Annotated in this window: 25 protein-coding genes; 7 read left to right on the top strand and 18 right to left on the bottom strand. The window is 68.8% G+C overall.

Features of this window, described 5'->3' with window-relative positions; genetic code table 11:
- The first annotated feature begins 2 nt into the window (after positions 1-2).
- The 3 genes from katG to VYI76_RS14050 all read left to right on the top strand — a co-directional run bounded on the left by katG (position 3) and on the right by VYI76_RS14050 (position 5,324).
- Positions 3-2,186, top strand: a complete 2,184-nt coding sequence (katG, locus tag VYI76_RS14060) for a catalase/peroxidase HPI (RefSeq protein WP_326525732.1) — start codon at positions 3-5, stop codon at positions 2,184-2,186.
- A 131-nt stretch (positions 2,187-2,317) separates the two neighbouring features.
- Positions 2,318-3,661 (top strand): PQQ-dependent sugar dehydrogenase, encoded by a 1,344-nt coding sequence (locus VYI76_RS14055; RefSeq protein ID WP_326525419.1) that lies wholly within the window; start codon positions 2,318-2,320, stop codon positions 3,659-3,661.
- A gap of 79 nt (positions 3,662-3,740) precedes the next feature.
- On the top strand, positions 3,741-5,324 hold the full coding sequence (locus VYI76_RS14050) for a GMC family oxidoreductase (RefSeq protein ID WP_326525418.1): 1,584 nt from the start codon (positions 3,741-3,743) through the stop codon (positions 5,322-5,324).
- Here VYI76_RS14050 and VYI76_RS14045 read toward each other — a convergent pair.
- From VYI76_RS14045 to crtY, 6 genes are all read right to left on the bottom strand, one after another.
- The gene (locus VYI76_RS14045) at positions 5,311-5,883 is read right to left on the bottom strand and encodes a response regulator (protein WP_326525417.1); all 573 of its coding nucleotides are present in this window, start codon (positions 5,881-5,883) and stop codon (positions 5,311-5,313) included. The two genes, VYI76_RS14050 and VYI76_RS14045, sit on opposite strands and share 14 nt — an antisense overlap.
- Before the next feature lie 41 nt (positions 5,884-5,924).
- Complete coding sequence (locus VYI76_RS14040; RefSeq protein WP_326525416.1) at positions 5,925-6,128, bottom strand: hypothetical protein; 204 nt, start codon at positions 6,126-6,128, stop codon at positions 5,925-5,927.
- A 38-nt stretch (positions 6,129-6,166) separates the two neighbouring features.
- Positions 6,167-7,102, bottom strand: coding sequence for a phytoene/squalene synthase family protein (locus VYI76_RS14035; RefSeq protein WP_443018969.1), 936 nt, complete (start codon positions 7,100-7,102; stop codon positions 6,167-6,169).
- A complete protein-coding gene (locus VYI76_RS14030; protein WP_326525415.1) occupies positions 7,099-7,680 on the bottom strand; it encodes a TIGR00730 family Rossman fold protein in 582 nt (193 codons plus the stop codon). Before VYI76_RS14030 ends, VYI76_RS14035 begins: the two co-directional genes overlap by 4 nt.
- Before the next feature lie 64 nt (positions 7,681-7,744).
- Positions 7,745-9,223 (bottom strand): phytoene desaturase, encoded by a 1,479-nt coding sequence (locus tag VYI76_RS14025; RefSeq protein ID WP_326525414.1) that lies wholly within the window; start codon positions 9,221-9,223, stop codon positions 7,745-7,747.
- Positions 9,220-10,380: a lycopene beta-cyclase CrtY gene (crtY, locus tag VYI76_RS14020; RefSeq protein WP_326525413.1), complete on the bottom strand. Its 1,161-nt coding sequence runs from the start codon at positions 10,378-10,380 to the stop codon at positions 9,220-9,222. The genes VYI76_RS14025 and crtY overlap by 4 nt, the downstream gene beginning before the upstream one ends.
- Before the next feature lie 120 nt (positions 10,381-10,500).
- Between crtY and VYI76_RS14015 the strand changes: the two genes are divergently transcribed.
- Positions 10,501-10,950, top strand: coding sequence for a hypothetical protein (locus VYI76_RS14015; protein WP_326525412.1), 450 nt, complete (start codon positions 10,501-10,503; stop codon positions 10,948-10,950).
- On the opposite strand, the gene VYI76_RS14010 is transcribed toward VYI76_RS14015, so the two are convergent.
- Complete coding sequence (locus tag VYI76_RS14010) at positions 10,944-11,456, bottom strand: hypothetical protein (RefSeq protein ID WP_326525411.1); 513 nt, start codon at positions 11,454-11,456, stop codon at positions 10,944-10,946. The two genes, VYI76_RS14015 and VYI76_RS14010, sit on opposite strands and share 7 nt — an antisense overlap.
- A gap of 57 nt (positions 11,457-11,513) precedes the next feature.
- Between VYI76_RS14010 and VYI76_RS14005 the strand changes: the two genes are divergently transcribed.
- The 3 genes from VYI76_RS14005 to VYI76_RS13995 are packed head-to-tail and all read left to right on the top strand — an operon-like array spanning position 11,514 to position 13,177.
- Entirely contained in the window at positions 11,514-12,188 is a 675-nt protein-coding gene (locus tag VYI76_RS14005; protein ID WP_326525410.1) for a glutathione S-transferase family protein, read from the top strand.
- Positions 12,189-12,214: 26 nt separating this feature from the next.
- Positions 12,215-12,547: a hypothetical protein gene (locus VYI76_RS14000; RefSeq protein ID WP_326525409.1), complete on the top strand. Its 333-nt coding sequence runs from the start codon at positions 12,215-12,217 to the stop codon at positions 12,545-12,547.
- 15 nt (positions 12,548-12,562) lie between these two features.
- Positions 12,563-13,177, top strand: coding sequence for a YbhB/YbcL family Raf kinase inhibitor-like protein (locus VYI76_RS13995; protein ID WP_326525730.1), 615 nt, complete (start codon positions 12,563-12,565; stop codon positions 13,175-13,177).
- Positions 13,178-13,195: 18 nt separating this feature from the next.
- On the opposite strand, the gene VYI76_RS13990 is transcribed toward VYI76_RS13995, so the two are convergent.
- From VYI76_RS13990 to VYI76_RS13940, 11 genes are all read right to left on the bottom strand, one after another.
- On the bottom strand, positions 13,196-14,773 hold the full coding sequence (locus tag VYI76_RS13990; RefSeq protein ID WP_326525408.1) for an amidase: 1,578 nt from the start codon (positions 14,771-14,773) through the stop codon (positions 13,196-13,198).
- A gap of 50 nt (positions 14,774-14,823) precedes the next feature.
- The gene (locus tag VYI76_RS13985) at positions 14,824-15,360 is read right to left on the bottom strand and encodes an NADPH-dependent FMN reductase (RefSeq protein WP_326525407.1); all 537 of its coding nucleotides are present in this window, start codon (positions 15,358-15,360) and stop codon (positions 14,824-14,826) included.
- A gap of 32 nt (positions 15,361-15,392) precedes the next feature.
- The gene (locus VYI76_RS13980) at positions 15,393-15,791 is read right to left on the bottom strand and encodes a flagellar export chaperone FliS (RefSeq protein WP_326525406.1); all 399 of its coding nucleotides are present in this window, start codon (positions 15,789-15,791) and stop codon (positions 15,393-15,395) included.
- Complete coding sequence (gene fliD / locus VYI76_RS13975) at positions 15,791-17,197, bottom strand: flagellar filament capping protein FliD (RefSeq protein WP_326525405.1); 1,407 nt, start codon at positions 17,195-17,197, stop codon at positions 15,791-15,793. Before fliD ends, VYI76_RS13980 begins: the two co-directional genes overlap by 1 nt.
- Positions 17,198-17,242: 45 nt before the next feature.
- Entirely contained in the window at positions 17,243-18,367 is a 1,125-nt protein-coding gene (locus VYI76_RS13970; protein WP_326525404.1) for an EscU/YscU/HrcU family type III secretion system export apparatus switch protein, read from the bottom strand.
- On the bottom strand, positions 18,367-19,146 hold the full coding sequence (gene fliR / locus VYI76_RS13965) for a flagellar biosynthetic protein FliR (RefSeq protein WP_326525403.1): 780 nt from the start codon (positions 19,144-19,146) through the stop codon (positions 18,367-18,369). The genes VYI76_RS13970 and fliR overlap by 1 nt, the downstream gene beginning before the upstream one ends.
- A gap of 2 nt (positions 19,147-19,148) precedes the next feature.
- Entirely contained in the window at positions 19,149-19,418 is a 270-nt protein-coding gene (gene fliQ / locus VYI76_RS13960; protein WP_326525402.1) for a flagellar biosynthesis protein FliQ, read from the bottom strand.
- A gap of 5 nt (positions 19,419-19,423) precedes the next feature.
- On the bottom strand, positions 19,424-20,182 hold the full coding sequence (gene fliP / locus VYI76_RS13955) for a flagellar type III secretion system pore protein FliP (protein WP_443018978.1): 759 nt from the start codon (positions 20,180-20,182) through the stop codon (positions 19,424-19,426).
- Positions 20,183-20,267: 85 nt separating this feature from the next.
- The gene (locus VYI76_RS13950; RefSeq protein ID WP_326525401.1) at positions 20,268-20,540 is read right to left on the bottom strand and encodes a flagellar biosynthetic protein FliO; all 273 of its coding nucleotides are present in this window, start codon (positions 20,538-20,540) and stop codon (positions 20,268-20,270) included.
- Positions 20,541-20,545: 5 nt separating this feature from the next.
- Positions 20,546-20,842: a flagellar motor switch protein FliN gene (gene fliN, locus VYI76_RS13945; RefSeq protein WP_326525400.1), complete on the bottom strand. Its 297-nt coding sequence runs from the start codon at positions 20,840-20,842 to the stop codon at positions 20,546-20,548.
- Entirely contained in the window at positions 20,839-21,786 is a 948-nt protein-coding gene (locus VYI76_RS13940; protein ID WP_326525399.1) for a flagellar motor switch protein FliM, read from the bottom strand. Before VYI76_RS13940 ends, fliN begins: the two co-directional genes overlap by 4 nt.
- Positions 21,787-21,788: the final 2 nt, after the last annotated feature.

The following is a 21,788-nucleotide window of genomic DNA, read 5'->3' as shown; positions in this document are numbered from 1 at the left end:
CGATGGACGCGAAAACCGGATCGATCGACGGGAACGGCGGCGGCTGCCCGTTCGACCATAGCGTGCGCGGCCTGCTCGGCCGCACCAACCGCGACTGGTGGCCGCAGGCGCTCGCCGTCGACATCCTGGCGCCCAACGGCGCGGTCAACCCGATGGGCGACGATTTCGACTATGCCCAGGCGTTCAAGGCGCTCGACTATGCCGCGCTGAAGGCCGATCTGACCGCATTGATGACGGACAGCCAGCCGTGGTGGCCGGCCGACTACGGTCATTACGGCCCGTTCTTCATCCGCATGGCGTGGCACGCCGCCGGTACGTACCGGACGGGGGATGGCCGCGGCGGCGCCAACAGCGGACAGCAACGCTTCGCCCCGCTCGATTCGTGGCCCGACAACGGCAACCTCGACAAGGCGCGCCGCCTGCTGTGGCCGATCAAACAGAAATACGGCCAGTCGATCAGCTGGGCCGACCTGTTCATCCTGGCCGGCAACGTCGCGATCGAATCGATGGGCGGCCCGGTGTTCGGCTTCGGCGGTGGCCGCGCCGACGTCTACCAGCCCGAGAAGGACATCTACTGGGGCGAGGAAGACCAGTGGGTGAACGAAGGCGTGCAGACCCGCATCGATCCCGACAAGGGCATGGATGAACTCGACGGGCCGCTGGCCGCGATCCAGATGGGACTGATCTACGTCAATCCGGAGGGCCCCGGCGGCAACCCCGATCCGCTGCTGTCGGCGCGCGACATCAAGGCGACGTTCGAGCGGATGGCGATGAACCATGAGGAGACCGTCGCGCTGACCGCCGGCGGTCACACCTTCGGCAAGGCGCACGGCAATGGCGACGCCTCGCTGCTGGGCAACGCGCCGGCCGGCGGCGATCTCGCCGCGCAGGGTTTCGGCTGGGTCAGCGCCCACGAAAGCGGCGGCATCGGCGAGCATACCGTCACCAGCGGCCTGGAAGGTGCATGGGTCAACACGCCGACCGAGTGGAGCGAGAATTACTTCCGCCTGCTGCTCGATTACGAATATGAACTGGTCCGCTCGCCCGCCGGTGCCCAGCAGTGGCAGCCGATCGATCAGCGCGAGGAGGACATGGCTCCCGCCGCGCACGATCCGTCGAAGCGCGTGCCGACGATGATGACCACCGCCGACATGGCGCTGAAGGTCGATCCCGAATTCCGCAAGATCAGTGAGAAGTTCCGGAGCGATCACGAGGCGTTCAAGGACGCCTTCGCCCGCGCGTGGTTCAAGCTGACCCACCGCGACATGGGGCCGAAGGCCCGCTACCAGGGCCCGGAAGTGCCGGCCGAGGACCTGATCTGGCAGGACCCCGTCCCCGCCGGCACGACACCCTCGGACGCCGAGGTCGCGGCGGTGAAAGCGAAGATCGCGCAGAGCGGCCTGACCGTCAGCCAACTGGTCAAGACCGCCTGGGCCTCGGCCTCGACCTATCGCAAGTCCGACCATCGCGGTGGCGCCAACGGCGCGCGCATCCGGCTCGCGCCGCAGAAGGACTGGGACGTCAACGAACCGGCGATGCTCGCCAGTGTGCTCGACACCCTCGACGGCCTGCGGGGCGATCTGTCGATGGCCGACGCGATCGTGCTCGGCGGTGTGGTCGGGCTGGAAAAGGCGGGCGCAAAGGACGTGCCCTTCACCGGCGGACGCGGCGACGCGACGCAGGATCAGACCGACGTCGACAGTTTCGCGCCGCTCGAGCCGCAGGCCGATGGCTTCCGCAACTATCTGCCGAAGAAGCTTCGCGTGCTGACCGAAGAGATGATGCTCGACCGCGCCAGCCTGCTCGGCCTGTCGGTGCCGGAGATGGCGGTGCTGTTAGCTGGCTTGCGCGTGCTGGGCGCCAACCACGGCGAGCGCGGCCACGGCCACTTCACCAGACGCTCGGGCCAGTTGACCAACGACTATTTCGTCAACCTGCTCGACATGACCAACGTGTGGAAGGCGGTCGAGGGCAGCGACGACGAGGAATATGTCGCGACCGATCGCACCAGCGGCGGCGAGACGTGGCGCGCCACCCGCGCCGACCTGGCGTTCGGATCGAACAGCGAACTGCGTGCGGTCGCGGAAGTCTATGCCGAGACGGGCCATGAGGAGAAGTTCGCGCGCGATTTCGTGAGGGCCTGGACCAAGGTGATGAACGCCGACCGGTTCGATCTGGCGGCTTGAGGCACGACGGACGACAGGAGCGGCCGCGGAGGGGAAAGCTCCGCGGCCGTTTCGCGTCTCTGGTTCCAGCATGTGCGGGAGAACGGCGGGAGATGATTGCGTCCGGGGCCCGCGCCCCGTAGTTTCGCCCTATGCGCAAACACGTCCTGATCGTCCTGGCCATCATCCTCGTGCTGGCGGGCGGCGCCTTCTGGTATTTGAGCCGGCCCGACGAGGCGCGGCTGCCGGTCGAGGCGGTGATGGGCCCGCGGCCGGAGATCACGCCACCGCGCCGCCAGTGGTTGCCGACGATCGGCATCGCCAAGGCGGTCGGCTGGAGCGCGGGCGAAAAGCCCGCCGCCGCGCCGGGGCTTCAGGTCGCGGCCTTCGCCAGCGGGCTCGATCATCCGCGCTGGATGTACCGGCTGCCCAACGGCGACGTGCTGGTCGCCGAAAGCAACTCGCCCCCGCGCGAGGGCGGCGGGATCACCGGCTGGGTGATGAAAAAGCTGATGGGCCGCGCCGGAGCGGGCACGCCGTCCGCCAACCGCATCACCCTGTTGCGCGACGGCGACGGCGACGGCGTCGCGGAGACCAGGTCGGCGTTCATGACCGGGCTGAACTCGCCGTTCGGCATGGCGCTGGTCGGCGACTGGCTCTACGTTGCCAACACCGACGCGCTGGTGCGGGTGAAATATGCCGAGGGCGCGACGCGCATCGACGCGAAGCCCGAAGTGGTCGTCACCTATCCCGGCGGCGGCAATCACTGGACGCGCGGACTGGTCGCGGCGCCGGGCGGCCGCACGCTCTACGTCAGCGTCGGTTCGGCCTCCAACATCGGCGAGAACGGCATGGATGTGGAGCGCAACCGCGCCGGCATCCTGGAGGTGTTCCCCGACACGAAGTACAAGCGCCTGTTCGCCGCGGGCCTGCGCAACCCGGTCGGCCTCGCGATCGAGCCGCAGTCGAACCGGCTGTGGACGGTGGTCAACGAACGCGACATGCTCGGGTCCGATCTGCCGCCCGATTACATGACGGCGGTCGATCTCGGCGACAATTTCGGCTGGCCCTGGTATTATTGGGGCGGCTGGCCGGACGCGCGCGTGGAGCCGCGCAATCCTGGCCTTCAGGAATATTCGAAGCGGCCCGATTACGCGCTGGGCGCGCATACCGCCTCGCTGGGGCTGACCTTCGCCGCCGATGCGAAGCTGGGCGCGCGTTTTGCCAACGGCGCCTTCGTCGGCCAGCACGGATCGTGGAACCGCAAGCCGGCGGCCGGTTACAAGGTGCTGTACGTCCCCTTCGCCGCCAACGGATTTCCCGACGCGCAGGCAAAGCCGATCGACGTGCTGACCGGCTTCCTCGACGGCGAAGGGCAGGCGAAGGGCCGCCCGGTCGGCGTCATCACCGACAAGGCCGGCGCGCTGCTGGTTGCGGATGACGTGGGCAATGTGATCTGGCGGGTGAGCGCGCGGGCGGCCGGCGATCAGCGATAGCTGATCGCGGACTCGCCACGGCGGGCAGCGGAATGGCAAAGCCGTTCCGTCTGACGGCGTGGCGAACGGGAGGGCAGAAATGGACGAAGCCGACATCGTCGTGATCGGCGCCGGATCGGGCGGTGCTGCGGCGGCCGGGCGGCTTGCCGAGGACGGGCGCCTGACCGTCGCGGTAATCGAGGCCGGGGGGCGCAACGCCGGCTGGCGCACGACGATGCCCGGCGCGATGCCGTTCCAGACGACGGCGACAAACTGGCAATATGAGACGGTGCCGCAGGCCGGGCTGAACGGCCGGCGCGGATATCAGCCGCGCGGGCGGGGATTGGGCGGATCGAGCGCGATCAACGCGATGCTCTATATCCGTGGCGCGCCTTGGGATTACGATAATTGGGCGGCGCTCGGCTGCGACGGCTGGGGCTGGGATGACGTGCTGCCGGTGTTCCGCCGCGCCGAACGCAACGTGCGCGGGGCCGACGCCTTCCACGGCGCCGACGGCCCGCTATGGGTCAGCGACCAGCGTTTCGCCCATCCCGGCAGCCAGGCGTTCGTCGATGCCGGCGCCAGCCTGCAGATCCCGGTCAATCCCGATTTCAACGGCGCGTCGATGGAGGGGCTGGGCCTCTATCAGGTGACGCAGAAGGACGGCGAGCGCTGGACGGCGGCACGCGCCTATCTGACACCGCGTCCAAACCTGGCGACGATCACCGACGCGACAGTCGAGCGCGTGCTGTTCGAGGATGGCCGCGCCTGGGGTGTCGCCTACACGCGCGGCGGCGAGACCCGGACGATCCGCGCGCGCGGCGCGGTGGTTCTGGCGGGCGGGGTGTTCGCGACGCCGCAGCTGCTGATGCTGTCGGGCATAGGGCCGGCGCGGCACCTGATCGAACACGGCGTAGCGGTGCGGATCGACCGGCCGGCGGTGGGCGCCGACCTGCAGGACCACATCGATTATGTCGCGTCGTTCGAAACCGACGTCGGCGCGTTCATGGGGCGATCGTTGAAAGGCTCGCTCGCCGGTCTTTCGGCGATGTGGCGCTGGTTCCGCAACCGGACGGGGCCGATGACCACGCCGTTCGCCGAGGCCGGCGGCTTCCTGTCGACGCTGGCGGGCCTGCCCGCCCCTGACGTGCAGTTCCATTTCGTGATCGGCATGGTCGAGGATCACGGCCGCGCGCAGGTGAAGGGACATGGCTACAGCTGCCACGTCTGCGTGCTGCGGCCCGAGAGCCGGGGCAGCGTGCGGCTGGCCAATGGCGATGCGCGGACGATGCCACTGATCGATCCGGCGTTCCTGTCGGACCGCCGCGACATGGATGTGATGCTGCGCGGCGTCCGCGCGATGTACCGCATCCTGGAAGCACCGCCGATGCGCGCCTTCGCCGGGCGCGACCGCTATCCGATCGACCTGACGGACGATATCGCGCTCGAACGGCTGATCCGCGCGCGCGGGGACACGGTTTATCACCCCGTCGGCACCGCGCGGATGGGGTCGGATGCGGATGCGGTGTGCGATCCCGCGCTCCGGGTACGGGGCGCGGACGGGCTCTATCTGGCCGATGCGTCGATCATGCCGCGCCTCGTCAGCGGCAACACCAATGCCCCGACGATCATGATAGGCGAACGCTGCGCCGATTTCGTGAAGGCCGATCTCAGCGCGCGCTGAGCCGCTCGACCTCGTCGTGCAGCGCCTGGATCGAGGCGACAAGGCGTGCGCGGTCGGCACGGGTGCGGGCGAGTTCGGCACGCGCCTCGCCCAGCTCGATCGCCCGCGCGGCGATCCGCGCGTCGAGCGCTGCGTTGGAACGCTTGAGGTCGGCAAGGCGGGTAGATCGTGCCAGGATACGCTCGATCCGGGCCGCCAGCACGTCGAAGGAGAAAGGCTTGGCGATCCAGTCGTCGGCGCCGGCGGCCAGCGCCTCGACCGCCGCCTGCGGCTCGCTGCGCCCGGTCACCATGATGACGGGCAGGTCGACAGTGTCGCGGCTACCGCGCAATTCGGTCAGCACGTCGATGCCCGACATGCCCGGCATCACCATGTCGAGCAGCACGAGATCGATGCCGCGCCCGGCGATCAGGTCCAGCGCCTCGCGCCCGTCGCCGGCCAACACCATAAGATGCCCGAGCGCCCCCAGCCGAGCGCCCAGCACGTCGAGGTTGGTACGGCTGTCGTCGACCGCCAGGATCGTTCGCACGGTCCCGCGGCGTCCGGCGCTGTCGGTCATCGTCGATCCTTTCGCATCGCGCCGATGCTAGGCCGGGATGGTTAACGCCGCGTCAACGAGGGTTCCAGCGGCCACGGGCAAGCGGTGGGCGGCGCCAGGGGATCGTCAAGCGCGAGATCGCGGGCAGCCGACCCGGCCGCGCGGCTGGCGAGCAGCGCGCGCAACAGGTCCGCACGCGATTTCGCGGTGACCCGCACCGGTTCGCGATCGAGCGCGCGGGAGAGGCGGACGGACAACAGGCTCATGATGCCGGGAATCGTGCCCGCGCCCGGTCAACAAAAGGTTAACGCGGGCGGCTCCACAGCGCCGGATCGGGCGGCGCCGGGGGATAGAGGCGCGCGCGCGCCGTCGCCTGTCGCGCGGCGCGGGCGATCGCCGCCAGCTTCTCCGCCCGGCTGGTGGTGACGCGGTGATCCCATGCATGGTCACCCGCCGCCGCGACCTTGCGCGCGATACCGCCATAGATGTCGGCCGCCGCCAGCACCGCCCAGGCCGAACGCCAGGGCAGCGCGAGCGTGCCGTGTCGTGCGCTCGCCTCGTACCTTCCCGCCATCGCCGCCAGCCGGCGGGCGAGGACGGTCAGGCGCGGGCGGAACGGCGGCTTCATGTGCTGGCCGGGCGGGAAATCCATCTCGACCAGCCATTCCTCGGGCAAGTAACAGCGGCCGGAACGGTCATCCTCCTCGATATCGCGGGCGATGTTGGCGAGCTGGAAGGCGATGCCAAGGTCGCAGGCGCGATCGAGTGTCGCCTCGTCGCCGGGCGGCACGCCCATCACCACCGCCATCATGCAGCCGACGACGCCGGCGACGTGGTAGCAGTACCGCAGCAGATCGGCTTCGCTGCGCGGACGCCAGTCGTCGGCATCGAGCTGGAAGCCGGCGATATGATCCTCGATGAAGGCACGCGGGATGCCGGCTTCGTCGACGACCAGCGCCAGCCCGTCGAATGCCGGATCGCCTGTCGCGTTGCCGGCGAGCGCCATCGCGGTCCAGTCACGAATCCGCGCGATCCGCGCCTGCGGATCGGCCACGCGCTGCTGGCCATGGCCGAGCTCCTGTCCGTCGGCGATGTCGTCGCATGCGCGGCACCAGGCGTAGAGCAGCCAGGCCCGCTCGCGCGTCCTCCGATCGAACAGCCGGCTCGCCGCCGCGAAGCTTTTCGATCCGTGCGCGATCGTCGTGCCCGCCGCGGCGACCAGCGCGGCGCGGACCGTCACAGATCCTTCGCGCCGATCGCGCCGACCGTCGTCGTCGGGGTGAACGCCGCCATCCGCTGGAGCAGCCCGTCGAGGCCGTGGTCGACGATCAGCAGGTCGCGGTGCTGCGCCCGCATGAAACCGACATCGCCCATCGTCCGCACGAATTCGATCAGCCCGTCGTAATAGCCCGCGACGTTGAGCAGCCCGACTGGCTTGGCATGATAGCCGATCTGCGCCCAGCTCATCGCTTCCCACAATTCGTCCATCGTGCCGGTGCCGCCCGGCAGGGTGATGAAGCCGTCGGACAGGTCGGTGAACGCCTGCTTGCGCTGGTGCATGGTGCCGACGACGTGCAGTTCGGTGCAGCCGCGATGCGCGACCTCTGCATCGACCAGCGCCTGGGGGATCACCCCGATCACCTCGCCGCCCGCCGCCAGCGCCGCATCGGCCACCGCGCCCATCAGCCCCAGCCGCCCGCCGCCATAGACGACGCCGATCCCGCGCTCGGCCAGCGTGCGACCGACATAGCGGGCATTCTCGATGTAGACGGGGTCGGTGGGCGTTGCGGAACCGCAGTAGATGGCGAGGCGCTTCATGGGTTTGTCCGTACCGTGATTGGGCGGAAAGAAGAAGGCTGTTCGCGGCCTTTCCTGCCTGCCCTTAACCCTCCAGCATCAGCTTCGCCGTCGCCTTTGCACTCCCCACCACGCCCGGAATGCCCGCCCCCGGATGCGTGCCGGCGCCGACGAAATAGAGGTTGGGGATCGCATCGTCGCGGTTGTGGGCGCGGAAATAGGCGCTCTGGGTCAGGATCGGCTCAAGACTGAACGCGCTGCCCTGATGCGCGCCCAGGTCGCGGGCGAAATCTGCGGGCGCGTAGCTGAACTTCGTCACGATACGATCGTGGATGTCAGGGATCAGGCGGCGGCCGACCTCGTCGAGGATGCGTTTCTCCATCACCGGCTTCAGCGCGTCCCAGTCACCGACGAACTTGCCCATGTGCGGCACCGGCGCCAGCGCGTAGAAGGTAGAATGCCCCTCCGGCGCGAGCGTCGGATCGGTGACGGTGGGGTGGTGGAGGTAGAGCGAGAAATCCTCGCTCAGCATCCCCGTCTCGTAGATGTCGTTCAGCAGCCCTTTGTAACGCGGTCCGAACAGGATCATGTGGTGCGGGATCCCCGGCCACGTCCCCTTGATCCCGAAATGGACGAGGAAAAGGGAGGGCGAGAAGCGTTTGCGTTCAAGCTTCACCGCGGTCCGCTGGCTTGATCGCGATCCCGCCAGCAGGGTGCGATAGGTGTGGATCAGGTCGCCGTTCGATGCCACCGCGTCGGCCGTGATCCGCTCGCCGCCGGCCAGCGTGACGCCCGTCGCGCGGTCGCCCAGCGTGTCGATCGAGGCGACCGGGGCGGACAGGCGCAACGTGCCGCCCAACCGCTCGAAATGGCGCGCCATGCCGGCGACCAGCCGGTTGGTGCCGCCTTGCGCGAACCACACGCCGCCGTCGCGCTCCAGCTTGTGGATCAGCGCATAGATCGCGCTGGTCGTCATCGGATTGCCGCCGACCAGCAGGGTGTGGAAGCTGAGCGCCTGGCGCAGCTTCTCGTCCTTCACGAAATGCGACACCATCGCATAGACCGATCGCCACGCCTGGTATCTGGCCAGATTCGGCGCGGCCGACAGCATCGACTTGAAGTCGAGGAAGGCCACGTGGCCAAGCTTTTCATACCCCTCGCGGTACACGCCGGCCGAATAGTCGAGGAACTTCGCATAGCCAGCGATGTCGGCGGGGTTGAGCTTGGCGATCTCGGCGCGGAGCAGCGTGTCGTCGTTGGTATAGTCGAAACTGGTGCCGTCGGGCCAGTTGAGCCGGTAGAAGGGATTGACCGGCAGCAGCGTCACGTCCTCGGCCATGTCGCGGCCGCTGAGCGCCCATAGTTCCTTCAGCGTGTCGGGCGCGGTGATGACGGTGGGGCCGGCGTCGAAGGTGAAGCCGTCCCGCTCCCAGACGTACGCCCGCCCGCCGGGTCGGTCGCGCGCCTCCACCACCGTTGTCGCGACGCCCGCCGATTGCAGGCGGATGGCGAGCGCGAGGCCGCCGAACCCCGCGCCGACGATCACCGCGCTGCGGATCGTCATCGCCGGCCCCGGATCGCGCGGATCGCGCGGCCGACCGGCACCGGCGGGCGGCCCATAAGCACGCGGGCCTTGTCGGTCAGGGTCGATCGCCCGGCATAGAAACGCGCGATCAACCGCGCGTCGAGGCCGTAGAAGCGCTCAAGCACGCGATATCGCTCCGCCGGCTCGGCGGCGCGGAACAGCATCGCGTCGAGCATCCGGTAGAACCCCCGCGCCTTCCACGCCGCGCGCGCGTGATCGTGGGTCAGCGTCGCCAGCGCTGCGCCCGACAGGTCGCCCGCGCCCGCGATCAGGCTGGCGGTGCGCACCGCGTCGGGCAGCGAATAGCCGGTGGTCGGGTGGAACAGCCCGGCGCGGACCCCCGCCTTGGCCACGCCCTTGCCCCCGCTCGCCCAATAACGGTCGAAATCGCCGTCGATGACGACCGGCAGCGCGCCCGCCTCCTCGCGCTCGACGGCCCTGACCTTCCACCCCTTGGCGGCGGCATAGGTGCCGATCCGTGCGGCGAGCATGTTGCGATCAATGTCGGGCGTATCGCTGTAATAGGTGTCCTCGACGAACATGCGGTCGGCGGCGAACGGCAGGGTGTAGACGAAGCGATAGCCGTCGATCTGGTCCACGGTCGCGTCCATCACCACCGGCCGCTCCACGCCGTGCGGGCGCTTGAGTAGCAGTTCCTGTCCGACGAACTTCTGCCAGCCGAGATCGAACGCCGACAGGTCGGCCGCGCCCCGGCAGTCGATCACGCCGCCCGCCTCGATCCGCTCGCCGTCGGCCAGCACGACGGCGGTGGCGCTCGCGCCCAGCACCTTGCGTTCGGTCAGGACAAGCTCGGGCGGCAAGGCGGCGCGCACGGCGGCGTCGAGCTTCTCGCTGGTCACCGAATAATAGTTGGCGGGCAGTGTGCGGCGGCGCGCGGGAAATGCGACGTCATAGCCCTGCCAGACATGGGCGATCATCGGGATCACCAGGTCGCGATCGACGCGCGCAACGTCGCTGCCGAAGAACGACCAGATGTGGTTGCCGCCCAGCGCCGCGCCGCGATCGACGATCGCCACGCGCACGTCGGGCCGCCGCGCCCGGAGCGCCAGCGCGATCAGCCCGCCCGAAAGGCCGCCGCCGACGATCGCGACATCGCAGGAAATCGTCTCCGTCACCCACCGCGCCTAGCCCAAGGCGGGCGGGCGGGAAAGGGCGACGATCGACAGCGCAGGTTCAGCTTTGGCACGCTATCTGTTATGGGTCAGGCGTTGTTCGAACGATTCGAGGAACTTGTCATGCGTATCGCGTTTGCCGCGGCCGTCCTGTCGGTCGTCGCGCTGCCCGCCGCTGCCCAGAGCCGCGCCGGGGTGGAGGCTGCCGACCGGCTGAACGACCCCGTCGTTCAGGAAGGGATCGCCGCTGCCGTCGGCGCTCTCGCCGGCATCGTCCTCGATACCCGCGTCGGCCCGCTCGCGCGCTACACAGGCCGGCGCGACGACATCCGTCCGGGCGATACGCTGCGCGACGTGAAGCGGCGCGACGATCCGCACTTCGAGCGTCGCCTGCGTGACGACACGCGCCGCGCGGTGGCGACTGCCGGCATGGTCGCGGGAGACGCCGTCGCGATGTCGGGCGAACTCGCCCGCACCGCCGACCGCCTGCGCGGCGCTGTCGCCCCGCTCGCCGGCGTGCTGACGAGCCGCGCGCCCGCTTATGACGACTATGACGACTACGACGGTTATTGAGCGCGCCGACGATACCAGCCGATGCCGCCCAGCGAGGCGATGATCGCCAGCACCGGCCAGCCGCCATCGGTCGTGGCGAGGTAGAGCACGGATCCCGCCGCTACCGCCGCCAGGATCGCCCTGCCCCACGGCTGCGGCAGCGCGCGCAGCGCCATCATCCCGCCGAGCAACAACGCCGCGAGCGCGTTGGCGCCCAGCCAGACGTAGGACCATAACGCCCCCAAGCTGCCCGCGAACGGCAGCTTGACCGTTGCATAGCCCGTCATCGCGTTGGGAAAGCTGTCGGCCGCCAGATGGACGCCGATGCCCAGCGCCACGCCGCAGGCGATTCGGCCGCGTTCGGGATGGAGCAGCAGGAGCAGCGCGGGCAGCAGCGAATGGGTCAGCGCGCTGCGGTGCGCCAGGAACGGCAGCACCTGGTCAACATCGGGCAGCGCCAGCCCCGCCGCGAACCCGCCGAGCACCAGCGCGACCGTCCTGCCCCTGTGATCGCCCGCGTCGCGCATTGCCGCGTTCTTACAGCCCTTTCCGGCGCCCGCCACTTTCGCCTATGGATCGTATCCATGTGGCAGCTCTATCAATTCCCCCTGTGCCCCTTTTCGCGCAAGGTCCGGCTGCTGCTGGCGGAAAAGGGCGTCGGTTACGAACCGGTGCGCGAATCGCCATGGGCGCGGCGCGACGAATTCCTGGACATGAACCCCGCCGGCCAGACGCCGGTGATGGTCGACAGCGAACGTCCGGGCGCGCCGCTGATCGATTCGATGGCGATCTGCGAATATTTCGAGGAGACCGTCGACAAGGCGGCGATGCTCAACGGCACCGCCGCCAACCGCGCGGAAATCCGCCGGCTGGTGGCGTGGTTCGACACCCAATTCTATCGCGATATCACGGCGCCCCTGCTCAACGAACGGATGCTGAAGCGCGTCGTCCACCGCATGGCGCCCGACGCTTCGGCGCTGCGCGAATCGATGCGCGCGGCGGTCGGCCACTTGGACTACATCGATTTCCTGCTCGATCACCGCACCTGGCTGGCCGGCGCGACGATGAGCCTCGCCGATCTCGCCGCCGCGGCGCAAATCTCGGTCGCCGACTATCTCGGCGGGATCGACTGGAAGAGCCACGAACAGGCCAAGCGCTGGTACGTTGGCATGAAGAGCCGCCCCAGCTTCCGCCCGCTGCTCGCCGAGCGAATGGAAATCGTCAGCCCGCCGGCAGATTACGAGAAGCTGGACCTGTAGCGATGCCGTGGCGGGCGTTGATCGCGATGGCGGTATTTCTGCTGTTGCCGTCATGCTGGCCAGCCCCGTCCGAGAGCGCGAGCACCCTGCGCGCAATCGCGGGAGAAGCGCATGAACTCATGAGTCGGCCTGGGTCTGACTGGCTCGCCAGCCAGCCAGCCTATCAACTCCCGCCCGTGATCGCCGCCCTCAAACCCGATTTCATCTCCGTGCACGATGACGGAATCGATATAGTGACGACGGCGTTTTTCGACGGTGGCTGGGGATATTATGTGCCACGGTCGCCGCAGCCCTCGCCCGGCCAACTTTTTCGGCACCGGAACCTCGGTCACGGCGTCTACTGGTTCCATCCTTACTGACCGACGGAGCGCGTCATACTCGAACACGTCCCACACTGGCTCGGCAAGGCGCTGTCCGGCCTGCGCGCCGGCACCGACAAGCTGGCGATCGCTCAGGAAGGGCTAGGCAGCTTCGCCGCGATCGACCTGCGCAGCCCGGCCTTCGCGAATGGCGCGCGGCTGCCCGAACGGTTCACGGCGGATGGCGCGGGCGCGTCGCCGCCGCTGTACTGGTCGGGCGTGCCGGCGGAGGCGGTGACGCTCGCGCTGCTGGTCGAGGATGCCGACGCGCCGACGCCCACCCCGCTGGTCCATGCGATCGTCTGGGGCCTGCCGGGGCGCGACGGGCAACTTGCGGAGGGCGCAGTCGTCGCGGACGGCGAGGGCGACGCCCACGGCGATGTCGGGCGCAATTCCTTCCTGCGCGAAGGCTGGCTGCCGCCCGATCCGCCGACCGGCCATGGCGAGCACCGCTATGCCTTTCAGCTTTTCGCGCTGGCCGAGGTCGAGGAACCCGGCGAGACCCCGACTCGCGGCGAGATCGTCGCGGCGATGCGCGGCCGGGTGCTGGCGGCGGGCCTGCTGACCGGCACCTATTCGCGTGGTGAGCCGGCGGGCGTCGGGCCGGTCGGATCGGCAGCGCCTGCCTGAACGGCACCCCCAGTCGGCTCAGCGATGGCCGTCCATGCCCGGTCCGGCATCGGCGCTCGGCAAATAGCGCGGCGCTCGGCGCGCCTGGGCGGCCTGTTCATAGGCATAGCCCGCGGCGAACAATTGCTGCTCGCTCCACGCGCGGCCGATGAAGCTGACGCCGACCGGCAGCGAGCGGACCAGACCCATCGGCACCGTCAGGTGCGGCCAGCCGGAGACCGCGGGCAACTGGCTGGCGCTCGGGCCGGTCGATCGGTCGCCGTGGACTGGATCGGCGAACCATGCCGCGCCCAGCGACGGCGCGACCAGGATGGCAGCGTCGGCGGCCTTCAGCATCGTGTCGATCGCCTCGCGCGCCATCCGCTGGCCCTTCTCCAGCGCGGCGAGATAGGCTGGATCGGCCAGCCCCTTCGTCTTCGCCGCCGACAGGAAAGTCTCCTGCCCGAAATAGGGCATTTCGGCCGCCGCATTGGCATCGTTGAAGGCGATGATCTGGTCCAGCGTCCGCGCCGTCACCGCGGGCGGGGTGGTCGCCAGATAGGCGTCGAGATCGGCCTTCAGCTCCGTATAGAGGATCAGCTGCTCGGCCTCGCCCAGCCCCGGCGTCGGCGGGCGCTGGACATCGACCAGTACCGCCCCGGCGCGCGCCATCGCCGCCAGCGCTTCGTCGAACCGCACCTTCAGGTCTGGCGCCATGTCGGGCCGCAGCACCGCGACGCGAACGCCCTGCAGACCGGCAGTCGAAAGCCCGGCGGCATGGTCGCGGCGGTGGGCGTCGGCCCCGGTGGTCGCGGCGTCGGCGGGATCGCTGCCGATCATCGCCGAATAGAGAATCGCCGCGTCGCGGACGCTGCGCGCCATCGGGCCGGGCGTGTCCTGGCTGTGGCTGATCGGCACGACATGGGTGCGGCTGACCGCACCGACCGTGGGCTTCAGCCCAACCAGCCCGTTGACCGCTGACGGGCAGATGATCGATCCGTCGGTCTCGGTGCCGAGTGCCGCCGCAGCAAAGCTCGCCGCCACGCCCGCGCCGGAGCCGGAGGACGATCCGCACGCCGTGCGATCGAGCGCATAGGGATTGCGCACCAGCCCGCCCACCGCGCTCCAGCCGCTCATCGACCGGTTCGACCGGATGTTGGCCCATTCGCTGAGGTTCGCCTTGCCCAGGATCACCGCCCCGGCCGCGCGCAGCCGCGCGACGACGGGTGCGTCGCGACGGGTGAGATTGCCCTTGAGCGCGAGGCTGCCCGCGGTGGTCGGCACCGGGTCGGCGGTCTCGATATTGTCCTTCACCAGGATCGGCACGCCGTGCAGCGGCCCGCGCGTGCGCCCCGCCCGTCGCTCGGCGTCGAGCGCCCTTGCCTGCGCGATGGCATCGGAATTGATCGAGATGACGCTGCGCAGCGTCGGCCCCTTGCGGTCCATCGCGGCGATGCGGGCGAGATAGGCGCGGGTCGCGGCCTCCGACGTGATCCGTCCATCCGCGATCTGCGCCGACAGTTCGGCGAGCGACAACTCCTCAACGTTCGGCCGGCGTTGTGCCTGGGCGGGCAGCGCAGCCGCCACCAACGCCATCCCGATCATCCATCCACGCATGCCTGACCCCCCGAATGATCGGGCGATCCTAGCAGCGCGGCGATCGAACGCTACCGTCCCAGAAATTCCAGCATCTGGCCGACCATCACCCGCATCTGCGGCTCGGCCTGGTCGATCGCGTCGGGCCCTTCCGCCGTGTTGATCGCCACGCCCAGCGGGGTCGGCCAGCCGCGCAGCGCGTGGGTGATGCTGCGCAGGCCGATCAGCGTCGCCACCGCCGCCTGCCATCCGGCCGCCGTCGCGACATGGCCCACCGGCATGCCGTGGAAATAGGGGCGTGCGTCGCCCGACATGAGTTCGACATGGTCGAGCGCGTTCTTGACCATGCCGGAAAAGGTGCCGTGATAGCCCGGCGAACCGATGATGATGCCGTCCGCGGAACGCAGCGCGGCCAGGAACGCCCCGACATTGGCGTCGCCACCGGTCGAGCCGGGTTCGAAATTGGGGAACGCGATGGCATCGCCGGTCAACAGCGTGGTGCGCGCGCCCGCCCCTTCGGCGATCGCCAGCGCCATCGCGAGCGCGCGACCGGTGGAGGAATTGGGGCGGGTGGTGCCGCCCAGGGCGACGATATGCGGCTGGCTCATCGCGACCCGGCTAGCCGACCCGCACGGCAAGGTCACGCCCGGCGTGCGGCCTCCCATGCGCCCGCGATCTCGTCGAGCGTCGCCGCGACCGTCAGGAACGGCGCGGGATCGGTGCCGAGGCTCGCATCGACCACCTCGCTCCGGGCGCCCTGATAGACGCGCGACAAGGTGCGCGATATCTCGCCGCCGGCGTTGAAATCGAGCCCGCTTTCCAGCGCGAACAGGATCGCGATCGCACGAGTGACGCGCTCGCTCTTCACGTCGTAGCGGCCATGTTCGGCCGCCCAGGCGGCGGACTTGAGCGCGCGCGATGCCTCGGCATAGAGCAGAGAGACAAGGCCCGCGGCATCCTCGCCGCCGGTGCGCCCGGCGAGGTCGATCGAGCGATAGGTCGCCTCGGGGCCCGCCAGGGCGGTTGCGTAGCGGGCCATCAGTTCTTGTTCCAGGCGTCGATCTGGTTCTGCAGGAAGGTCTGCGTCGCCTTGTAGGCGGCGACGCGCGAATCCATCGACGCGAACTGCTGGGTCAGCCGCGTCCTTGCCTTGTCCTGCGCGGTCGTCAGCTTGCCCTGATCTTCCACCAGCCGGGTCTTCGCCTTGCCATAACGCATTTCGGACGCGCCCAGACCGAAACTGAAGCTGGTCACGCTCGACGACACGGTGTTGAGCGCGGCCGACAGGCCCCGGCCGCTCGCGCCGACGCCGCGATCGGTGAACATCGTCTCGACCGCCGCCGGATAGGTCGCCAGCGCCTTCGTCAGCCGGCCAGAATCGACCGACAGCGTGCCGTCACGGTTGGTGGTGACGCCGATTTCCGCCAGCGATTTCGGGCTGCCGTCTGTGGCGCCGGTCAGGTCGGTCAACGTCATCGCGCGCAACTGGCGCTTCATTTCCTGCGCGGCGGGATCGCGCGCCAGCGGGCCGTTGACCGGATTGGTCGCCTCCGCCAGCTCCTTGTAGAGCTCGTTGAAGGTGGCGACGACATCGTTGACCGCCTGTTTCAGCGCGTCGGTGGCGGGCGCGGTTCCCAGCGCGACGCGGGTGCCGATCGCGGCGGCCTGCAGGTCGAGCCGGACGCCGGGGATCAGGTCGTCGATGCTGTTGCTGGTGCGGCGCACCTCCACTCCGTCGACGGCGACGCGCGCGTCGGTGGCGTGGGTGGCGATCTTGGCATCATTCGCCGCGACGTTGAGCGCGGTGGCGAAGTCGCTTGATCCGGTCGCGGTGACGGTAAAGGCGCGTTCGGCGCCGTTCGCGCCCTTCAGCACCAGCCGCTGCCCACCGCCGTCGGTGATGATCGACGCGGTCACGCCGGTATCGGCGGTCGCGTTGATTTTCGCCGCGATGGCGGAAAGCGTCGATCCCGCGCCCGCGTCGATGTCGATCGCCGGGATGTCGGTCGCGTCGGCGATGAAACTGCCGCCGGTGTCATAGCTGCCGAACTGGATCTTGATCTGGCCCGCGCCCAGCTCGGTCGCGGCGGCCAGCGTCGGCGACGCGACGACCTGCGGGCTAGCGAGGCTGCGTACCTCGACGCTGTGCGACAGGCTGGTCAACTGGCTGCCCGCCAGCGTCGATGCCTTGACGATGCCGGTGTTGCTGCTGGTCGGCTGGGTCGCCAGGCTGCCGCCCTTGACGAGATTGGCGAGCGCCGAGGCGAAGCCGGTGATCCCGCTCTTCAGGCTGGCGACGGTCGAGATCTGGGTGGCCAGCGTCTCGTTGCGTGTCTCGAACAGCTTGGCCTTGGTCGAATATTGCGCATCGACCAGGCTGGTAACCAGCTGGCCGATGTCGATGCCCGATCCGGCGCCCAGCGTCTTGGTAATCGAATCGACCAACGCAGTTTCCCTTCGCCCCTAAGATCGACCGGACGCGGTGAATTTTTAGGACGATTTCACGCCATTTTCGTCGAAGTGCGCGGTATCGGGCACGGTAACGAACGGCTGGAGACCGCCGGCCGCCTGGTTCACGCCGAACACGAAGGCCAGCACCGTCGCAACGGCCAGATACAGGTCGTCGCGGATTTCCTGCCCGTCGCGGCTGGTGTAGTAGATGCCGCGCGCCAGCTGCGGATATTCGAGCACCGGCACGGCCAGCTCCGCGGCGAGCTCGCGGATCGCCAGCGCGGTCTGGCCGCGTCCCTTGGCGACCACCACCGGCACCTGATCGCGGCCCTGGTCGTAGCGCAACGCGACCGCGAAATGGGTCGGGTTGGTCAGCACGACATGCGCCTCGGCCACAGCCTTGCGGAAACCGCCCTTCAGTATCTCGCGCTGGCGCTGGCGCTGATGCGCCTTGTTCTCGGGATTGCCCTCGGCCTCCTTGTGCTCCTGCTTGATCTCGTCCTTCGACATCTTGAGCTGGTTGATGAGGCGCACCGCCTGGATCGGCACGTCGAGCAGCGCGATCAGGACGAGGCCGCCCGCCATGGCGAACAACAGGGTCACGAAAGTGCCCCCCAGGCTTTCGATCGCCTGCCGGAAGTCGGCGGTGACGAGGCCGACCGAAGCCTCGGTCATCGACCACAGCATATAGCCGCCGATCGACCCGAGCAGCACGACCTTGAGCAAGGACTTGCCGAGCTCGATCCAGCCATTCGCGCCGAAGATGCGCTTCAGGCCCGACGCCGGATTGAGCTTCGACGCCTTGGGCTGCCACAGCTTGGGATTGAAGCGCAGCGCGCCGAGGCCGGCCTGGCTGAGGATCGCGGCACCGACCGAGATGGCGAACAGCACCGTCAGCGACGGCGCGAGCTTCCACCCGGCCTCCGCGATCGGGCGGAACGGCTCGAAATGCTCAACCTCGGCGCGGCCGAAGCTGAAGCCCGCCGCCATCAGTTCCTTGCACGCGCCGAGCAGGCCCGATCCGAACATCGCCAGCCAGCCGCAGCCGACCAGCACGCCCAATGCCGAGGCGAACTCGCGGCTCTTGAGCAGCTGTCCCTCGTCAAGCGCCTTCTGCCGGCGCTTGGGTGTCGGGGCTTCGGTCTTTTCGCCGAACTCCGCCATCAGGGCTGGGCCAGAACCAGCTTGCCGGTCATCTCGATCGCCTCATGGACGATGACCAGCATGTAGTCGCCCATCGCTGGCATCGCGAGGAACAGCGCGACGACGCCGACCAGCAGGCTGGCGGGCAGGCCGACCGCGAACAGGTTGAGCGCGGGCGCCGAGCGCGAGAGCATGCCGACGACGAGGTTGAGGCAGAGCAGCAGGAAGCCGACCGGCAGCGCCAGCAGCAGGCCGGCGAGCATCGCGTAGCCGCCGAAGAAGGCGATGCCGCGCAACCGTTCGGGCGACAGCCAGGCCTGGCCGGGCGGCAGCGCCTCATAGCTCTTCACGATCAGCTCGACGAGCACGAGGTGCCCATCGACCGACAGGAACAGCAGCGTCAGCAGGATCGACAGGAACTGGCCGAGCGCGGGGGTCGAACGGCCGTTGAGCGGATCGACCGCCTGGGCGAAGCCGATGCCCATCGACGTGCCGATCAGCTCGCCCGCGACGAACGGCGCGGCGAAGGCGACCTGGAGGACGAGGCCGAGCGCGACGCCGACCAGCACCTCCGCGATCACCGCGACGAAGGTGGCGAGCGCGAAAACCTCGGTCGGCGGCGTGATGGTGCCGGTGTTGAGTGCCAGCACGGAGATCGCCCCGGCCAGGCTGATGCGCACCGGCAGCGGCACGGCGACCGCGCCGAATACCGGCGCCGCCACGAACGCAGCGCCGACGCGCAGCATCGTGAAGAGCAACGCCCAGAGCTGGGGTTCTATGGCAAGGCCGAAGCCGAACACGGCTAGCGGACCAGTTCGGGAATGCGCTCGAAGATGCTGACCGTGAAGTCGCTGAGCAGGCCCAGGATCATCGCGCCGAAGATCACCAGGCTGAGCGCGACGACGATCAGCTTGGGGACGAACGACAGGGTCTGTTCGTTGATCGAGGTCGCGGCCTGGATCATGCCCAGTATGAGCCCCGACAGCAGTGCCGGGATCAGGATCGGCGCGGCGGCGAGCGCCATCACCCACATCGCCTGGCGCGCGACGGTCAGGAAATAATCGGCGTCCACGCCCGCTAACTCACGAAACTGTTGGCCAGGCTGCCCATCGTCAGCGCCCAGCCGTCGACGAGGACGAACAACAGGAGCTTGAACGGCAGCGAGATGATCTGTGGAGACAGCATCATCATTCCGAGCGACATGAGGACGGTCGCGACTACGAGGTCGATGATGATGAAGGGCAGGAAGATCAGGAAGCCGATCTGGAACGCGGTCTTCAGTTCGGACGTGACGAAGGCGGGCAGCAGGACCGCGAACGGCACGTCCTTAGGGTTCGCATAGGGGCCGGACTTCGCCAGATCGGCGAACATCGTCACGTCCTTCACGCGCGTCTGCTTCAGCATGAACGCGTGGAAGGCGTCGCCCCCCCGCTCGATCAGCTGGGTCGATGTGATGGTGCCCGCGGCATAGGGCTTCAGGCCATTCTCGTTCACCTGGTTGACGACCGGAGCCATCACGAACAGCGACAGGAACAGCGACAGGCCGATGATGACCTGGTTGGGGGGCGAATTCTGCAGGCCGAGCGCCTGACGCAGGATCGCCAGCACGATGACGATGCGCGTGAAGCTGGTCATCATCAGCAGGATGCCCGGCAGGACCGTGAGCAGGCCCATGATGATGAGGACCTGCAACGACAGGCTGAGCGGCGCCTCGCCGCCGCCCAACTGGCTCAGCGCGCGGTCCATCGCGTCGCCGACACCGGGCGCTGCTGGCGGGATCGGAGCGGCGGGTGCCGCCTGGGCAAAGGCCGGGAAGGCGACCAGAAACGCGGTCATCACCGCGAACACGATCAGCAGGCCGCGCAGGGTGCGGCCCGAACCGCTCGCCATCGACGGCAGCAGAACTTGGGACAGGGTCATGTCAGCTACCCGGAAGGACGCGACTGTCGGACTTGTCGATCAGGGTCACGCCGCCGCGGCCGACCGACACGAGCAGGCGGCGCCCCTCGAAATCGAGCACCGCCAGGCGGGTGCCGGGCGAGATCATCATCGTCTCGCGCACCTTCAGCAGCCGCTCGCCGGTGTTGCCCGGCATCCGCGCCTCCAGCTTGCGCCACAGGTACAGGCAGCCGATCAGCAGGCCGCACAAGAGCGGCAGCAGGATCACCAGCTTGAGGACATAGGACCACATCATGGCGGTCAGCGGCTCCCGCGCTTGTCGGGGCTGACCAGTTCGGTCATGCGCACGCCGAAGCGGTCGCCCACGGTCACGACCTCGCCACGCCCGATCAGCGTGCCGTTGACGAACACGTCGAGCAGTTCGTTGGCGTGGCGGTCGAGTTCGATGACGCTCGCCTCGCCCAGCGCGAGCAGCTCGCGCAGGGAAAGCTGGGTCGATCCGATCTCGACGGTCAGCTTGACGTCGACATCCTGCAGCAGCCGAAAATTGGCGGCCACCGATGCGTCGACCGGGAATCCGCCGGTCATGTCGTTCATTGGTCTTCCTCTTCGTCGAGACGGTGCAGGGATGTGATGCGGATCGCGGCCTTGCCGTTGGAGGTGCCGACGGTGCCGGTGCCGAGCCGGTCGTTGCCGACCATCACGGGCACGTCGGCGCCGAAGCTGACGGGGATGACGTCGCCGACCTTCATGTCCATCAGCTGCGCAAGCGGAATGGTCGGTTCGGCGAGCACCGAGCGGACCGGGAACTTCACGTTCATCGCGGCGCGGGTCAGCCCGGCGCGCCACTTCGGCTCGGGCGCGGCGGAGCGGCCGAGCACCTTGCCGGTCAGCGTCGGCGCGAACGGCTTCAGCGCGGCGACCGGATAGACCAGGTCGATGAAGGCGGGAGCGTCCTCGCTCGCGGCGATGCCGAAACGGGTGACGATCATCGCATCGTCGCCGTCGATGCCCTGGAGCATTGCGGGCGAGGCCTCCGGACCGGCCGGCGCGAAGGCGACCCGTGCGAGCGGTTCCCAGGCGTTGCCGAGCGGGCCGGCGATCATCTGACCCAGCCGGACGATCATCGCTTCGGCCGCGGGGGAGAATTCGGTGGGCAGCGTCTTGGGGCGTTCGCCGAAACCGCCGAAGAACAGGTCGAGCGTCTCGATCACGAAACCGCCGTCGAACACCGCGAGCGCGCGGCAGTCACCCGGAGTCATCGCCATCGGCAGCCAGGCCGTCAGCCGCCCGTCACGCTCGGCCGAATAATCGGCGAAACGCTGGACGACCAGCGGCTCGGCCCAGGTGCGCAGGTTGCGGCGCAGGACGGGTTCGAACACGCCGCGGAAGCTGCGCGCCAGTCGCGCCGACAGATGCTGCAGCGTGTGCAGGTCGCCGAACGGGTTGAGGTTGGCGACGCCCAACGACGGCGCATGCTCCGCCGCCGGGCGATCCTTCACCCTGCGTTCGTCGTTCGTGGTTGCCGCGGCGTTAACCATGG

This window comes from Sphingomonas sp., from assembly GCF_035910975.1.
Taxonomy (GTDB): Bacteria; Pseudomonadota; Alphaproteobacteria; order Sphingomonadales; family Sphingomonadaceae; genus Sphingomonas.
The sequence above is the reverse complement of the archived record's forward strand: the minus strand, read 5'-3'. Positions and strand labels throughout refer to the sequence as shown.

Coding starts and splice junctions, on each gene's coding strand:
- katG (WP_326525732.1), top strand. CDS start 3: ATGGACGCGAAAACCGGATCGATCGACGGGAACGGCGGCGGCTGCCCG.
- VYI76_RS14055 (WP_326525419.1), top strand. CDS start 2,318: ATGCGCAAACACGTCCTGATCGTCCTGGCCATCATCCTCGTGCTGGCG.
- VYI76_RS14050 (WP_326525418.1), top strand. CDS start 3,741: ATGGACGAAGCCGACATCGTCGTGATCGGCGCCGGATCGGGCGGTGCT.
- VYI76_RS14045 (WP_326525417.1), bottom strand. CDS start 5,883: ATGACCGACAGCGCCGGACGCCGCGGGACCGTGCGAACGATCCTGGCG.
- VYI76_RS14040 (WP_326525416.1), bottom strand. CDS start 6,128: ATGAGCCTGTTGTCCGTCCGCCTCTCCCGCGCGCTCGATCGCGAACCG.
- VYI76_RS14030 (WP_326525415.1), bottom strand. CDS start 7,680: ATGAAGCGCCTCGCCATCTACTGCGGTTCCGCAACGCCCACCGACCCC.
- VYI76_RS14025 (WP_326525414.1), bottom strand. CDS start 9,223: ATGACGATCCGCAGCGCGGTGATCGTCGGCGCGGGGTTCGGCGGCCTC.
- VYI76_RS14015 (WP_326525412.1), top strand. CDS start 10,501: ATGCGTATCGCGTTTGCCGCGGCCGTCCTGTCGGTCGTCGCGCTGCCC.
- VYI76_RS14010 (WP_326525411.1), bottom strand. CDS start 11,456: ATGCGCGACGCGGGCGATCACAGGGGCAGGACGGTCGCGCTGGTGCTC.
- VYI76_RS14005 (WP_326525410.1), top strand. CDS start 11,514: ATGTGGCAGCTCTATCAATTCCCCCTGTGCCCCTTTTCGCGCAAGGTC.
- VYI76_RS14000 (WP_326525409.1), top strand. CDS start 12,215: ATGGCGGTATTTCTGCTGTTGCCGTCATGCTGGCCAGCCCCGTCCGAG.
- VYI76_RS13990 (WP_326525408.1), bottom strand. CDS start 14,773: ATGCGTGGATGGATGATCGGGATGGCGTTGGTGGCGGCTGCGCTGCCC.
- VYI76_RS13985 (WP_326525407.1), bottom strand. CDS start 15,360: ATGAGCCAGCCGCATATCGTCGCCCTGGGCGGCACCACCCGCCCCAAT.
- VYI76_RS13980 (WP_326525406.1), bottom strand. CDS start 15,791: ATGGCCCGCTACGCAACCGCCCTGGCGGGCCCCGAGGCGACCTATCGC.
- VYI76_RS13970 (WP_326525404.1), bottom strand. CDS start 18,367: ATGGCGGAGTTCGGCGAAAAGACCGAAGCCCCGACACCCAAGCGCCGG.
- fliP (WP_443018978.1), bottom strand. CDS start 20,182: ATGACCGCGTTTCTGGTCGCCTTCCCGGCCTTTGCCCAGGCGGCACCC.
- VYI76_RS13950 (WP_326525401.1), bottom strand. CDS start 20,540: ATGATGTGGTCCTATGTCCTCAAGCTGGTGATCCTGCTGCCGCTCTTG.
- fliN (WP_326525400.1), bottom strand. CDS start 20,842: ATGAACGACATGACCGGCGGATTCCCGGTCGACGCATCGGTGGCCGCC.
- VYI76_RS13940 (WP_326525399.1), bottom strand. CDS start 21,786: ATGGTTAACGCCGCGGCAACCACGAACGACGAACGCAGGGTGAAGGAT.